A 3188-nucleotide genomic window follows, 5' to 3' on the forward strand; every position below is an offset into this window, starting at 1 on the left:
TTCTCGTTGATTTTGGCCATCTTGGCCTGTGTGCGGTCAACCTCCGCTTGCAGACGTTTCAGCGCCGTTTCAGCTTTGCCGGTAGACACTTGAACGTCGGGAACCTTCGTCTGCTGGATAGACTCAAATCTTTTTTTAAGGCCTGCAATTTTTTTCTCGGCAGACTCCGTTTTTGTTCTGACGATGATTTGCAGCTCTTCAACGGTCATTTCTGTGTGCCCCCTCTCTGCTGATTGTGCACTTTCGCATACGCCGCGAACTGGGCCTTGTGCTCCTGATAATCAAATACCTTGCGCTCTTTTTTGAATAAATGCGGGTAGGCCTTTTCAAACGAGTCTGGGTATTTTTTCGGATCATTGAACGCAATGCCAATTAACCGCCCAAGGTGATAATCTAGGGCGGCTCTTGTATGCATATAATCTTTCGTTTCCGACTCGCGCCGCCGATTATATGCATCGATTTCGTCAATGACTTCGATGTACGTCATAGTCCAAAAGCGGTCTGTCGCGATGCCTATGAAAAGCGCATCGGGTTTTGCGGCCAGAATAGCGTCAGTTAAATTGTCGTAAGTCCGCCCGGAAATGTCTCCGCCGCCTGACCGCCCGCTTTCTGGCCCACCGCGTTTTTTGATTTGCTGCCGAAGCCAACCTGCGCAAGCAGATCAACAAGAACGTCCGTCATCTGCTCTATATCCCCGCCGCCATCAAGATAGCGGTCGTAAATGCCGCAGACGTCCTTCATATTCGTGCCATGGTGAAAGTGCTGCATTGCGCCCCAAAGAAGGGTGACAATGACGGTTGTATCCGTGATATGGGTGACAATTTCGCTCATACCCATTTCAAGCTGCTTTTCGATCTGCACGGCCGCCATAGTGTTAAGGCGGAGTTTGTATTCCTCTCCGTCGACTCTCCAAGTTGTATAATACATGGTTAACCATCCTTATTTTCAAAATCAAGAGGGGCCGTGTTGGCCCCTCGATTAGGACGCCGGAACCGCGACAGCAATCCCGGCTTTGACGGCTCTCCACGCCGCCGTGACTTCGATAAGCATGACGTGCTGAACCGCCGAAGCGGTAATGTTAGTGCCGAGCGTATAAGGCGCTCCAGCCACGGATGCGCCCGCTGTGGGAAGCTCAAGGTTGTCACCGACCACATAGACATAGCTATTGCCCGATGTGAGCACCGGAGATACCGAAGCGACTTTCGTATTGCCGGCAGATGAGCCGGTTGTGCATGTAAACGTCAGGATGCCAATGCCAGGAATATCAATGATATTGCTGGCAAACAACATCTGCGCTCGGAACGACAGCGCGTCGCTCGGGCCACCGCCGACGCGAGTTGTGATAACGTACGCCTGCCACTGAAAACCAGTGCCGTCAGGATAGACGAGTTTGAACCATAGCGCCGTATGATCGAGTTCGGCGGCCCGCAGATACTGGTAGGAATTTTTAATCTGCTCTGCCACGTCCAGAGCGTCATTGTTGAAGAACTCAAATTCAGGATTGCCCAGGTCAATAATGCCGGGGACGAATCGCTTGTTTTTATCAGAGAAATTTGTGACCTCTACCTGATCGGCAGCAAACGACATGTCCGGCACATTGGAAAGGCCGTACAACGGCAAATATGTACCGTTCTGTGTCGAACTTGCCGACAGTACTGTACCGAGTAACGGTGATTCAGCCATGTATATTCAGCTCCTTTAAAATCTACTTTTTTGATAAATAGCGCCGGTGACATTGTCAACGACGCCGCTAAACTGCATCATGTATCGGTGCAAACCGGAAGGGTCTCTCATTTCGCGGCCCTGGTCCCGCCTCCAACCCCGGCCGATCATCCGTGCGCTGACGTCGGCCGCTAGTTCGTTGCAGCGCTGGCGCGTATTCCCGTTTTTGGACGTGTCCCAAGCGTCGAGTTGCAGAACTATTGAAGATAAACGTTCGGCGCCGTCCAAGATAAGATTGCTGCTGTTATCAACGCCGAACAGCGTTATCAGGGGGAACGATTGTGATGTATCCGGGAATTGCAGTTGCACCGGTGCAATATCGTTCAGGAGTTCGTCAATGTCATGATTGAGGTCTACCATTAACGCGCCCCCTTAATCTGCCCTTCCAAGGACTTCTTGACAATCTCGCCCGCCTTATCCTTATACCGAGCGAACGCCGGGCGCATGAACGGCTGCGGCTCCTGACCGTGACTTGTAAACCATTGGCCGCCCTTTCCGCGATATCGCCAATACTCCTTTGTGGTATGCGGTACTGACGGATCGCCCTTGCCTCCAGTCCCGTATTCGACATAGGGGGCGTATTCGACGTTTGTCCCGATGGTTACGGTATTTGGCGCGGGCGACGCAAGCGTGATGCTGGAACGGAGGTTTCCGGTATCTACGGTGCACTCTTCTTTCGCGGCCGCTTGGATTTTTTCGCCAAGGTCAACAATCGCCCTATTTAAGCCCTGCTCGACATCCCCGCCGAGTCGGTCGAGCTTTTTCAGCAGCTTATCAAGGCCTTTGATTTCAATCTCCAACGCCAATCACCTCCACGACGACTAATGTGTGCATCTTCCGGGGTTTTGCGCTGATGACCTTATGTGTGGGCTCTATCGCAGCTGAGTCAAAGGCGATGCCGTCGCCGTCGTTTATAACGGCGCCCGGAACAAAATGCAGCCGGAGCATCTGCTCGGTACGCGGGCCGTAAAGCTCGATTGATTGCTTATCGGTCGCCGGATAGCGGCCGCATTGCATAATCCCTTGCGCCAACCAGACATACGTGTCACCGACGTATCCGCTGGACTGCTTCACCTTCGTAAACCGCCGTACAGTCGTATCGTGCATGGGCTCAAGGAGCGGAGCATATTGGGAGAGGTCCACACAATCACCACCTAATACAAGCGCCGGAAATGGTTGAGGATTTGCGAATAATCAACCGTCGGCATCGTCGCCTTGTTGATGTCAGTAGCGAAACTGATCGCCGTGTCATCCTCATTGATGGACGTCACTACGCCCTTAGAGCGCTCGAAAACGCCGCCATTCATAATGGCGTAACTGATTTCCACCCATGGCATCAGCATCCAGTCGGGAAAGCTCATGACGCCCATGGGTTGATGACAATACGCCAAGATGCTCACCCGCGCCTGCTCGATAAATGACCCGTACTTGGCCGCATTGTCAACGGAAGGAGAAGCGGAGCAATA

At 52.6% G+C, this 3188-nt stretch carries 8 protein-coding genes; all 8 read right to left on the bottom strand.

Annotated features, from left to right (window positions below; translation table 11 throughout):
• The coding region (locus tag BUB60_RS19350) for a hypothetical protein (RefSeq protein WP_143162436.1) at positions 1-209 on the bottom strand (209 nt) is incomplete at its 3' end.
• Positions 206-487, bottom strand: a complete 282-nt coding sequence (locus tag BUB60_RS19355) for a hypothetical protein (protein ID WP_073083382.1) — start codon at positions 485-487, stop codon at positions 206-208. The genes BUB60_RS19355 and BUB60_RS19350, both read right to left, overlap by 4 nt.
• A gap of 68 nt (positions 488-555) precedes the next feature.
• Positions 556-927, bottom strand: a complete 372-nt coding sequence (locus BUB60_RS19360) for a DUF6096 family protein (RefSeq protein WP_143162437.1) — start codon at positions 925-927, stop codon at positions 556-558.
• A 51-nt stretch (positions 928-978) separates the two neighbouring features.
• A complete protein-coding gene (locus BUB60_RS19365; RefSeq protein WP_073083388.1) occupies positions 979-1683 on the bottom strand; it encodes a hypothetical protein in 705 nt (234 codons plus the stop codon).
• A gap of 15 nt (positions 1684-1698) precedes the next feature.
• Positions 1699-2082 carry a hypothetical protein gene (locus BUB60_RS19370; RefSeq protein ID WP_073083391.1) on the bottom strand — a complete coding sequence of 128 codons (384 nt, stop codon included), beginning with the start codon at positions 2080-2082 and terminating at the stop codon, positions 1699-1701.
• Complete coding sequence (locus BUB60_RS19375) at positions 2082-2522, bottom strand: HK97-gp10 family putative phage morphogenesis protein (protein ID WP_073083408.1); 441 nt, start codon at positions 2520-2522, stop codon at positions 2082-2084. The genes BUB60_RS19370 and BUB60_RS19375 overlap by 1 nt, the downstream gene beginning before the upstream one ends.
• On the bottom strand, positions 2512-2865 hold the full coding sequence (locus tag BUB60_RS19380; protein ID WP_073083413.1) for a hypothetical protein: 354 nt from the start codon (positions 2863-2865) through the stop codon (positions 2512-2514). Before BUB60_RS19380 ends, BUB60_RS19375 begins: the two co-directional genes overlap by 11 nt.
• An 11-nt stretch (positions 2866-2876) precedes the next feature.
• Positions 2877-3188 (bottom strand): head-tail connector protein (locus BUB60_RS20355; RefSeq protein WP_159435490.1); only part of this gene is annotated, 312 nt, incomplete at its 5' end.

The organism is Sporobacter termitidis DSM 10068 (assembly GCF_900130065.1).
GTDB classification, from domain to species: Bacteria; Bacillota; Clostridia; order Oscillospirales; family Oscillospiraceae; genus Sporobacter; species Sporobacter termitidis.

Coding starts and splice junctions, on each gene's coding strand:
- BUB60_RS19355 (WP_073083382.1), bottom strand. CDS start 487: ATGACGTACATCGAAGTCATTGACGAAATCGATGCATATAATCGGCGG.
- BUB60_RS19360 (WP_143162437.1), bottom strand. CDS start 927: ATGTATTATACAACTTGGAGAGTCGACGGAGAGGAATACAAACTCCGC.
- BUB60_RS19365 (WP_073083388.1), bottom strand. CDS start 1,683: ATGGCTGAATCACCGTTACTCGGTACAGTACTGTCGGCAAGTTCGACA.
- BUB60_RS19370 (WP_073083391.1), bottom strand. CDS start 2,082: ATGGTAGACCTCAATCATGACATTGACGAACTCCTGAACGATATTGCA.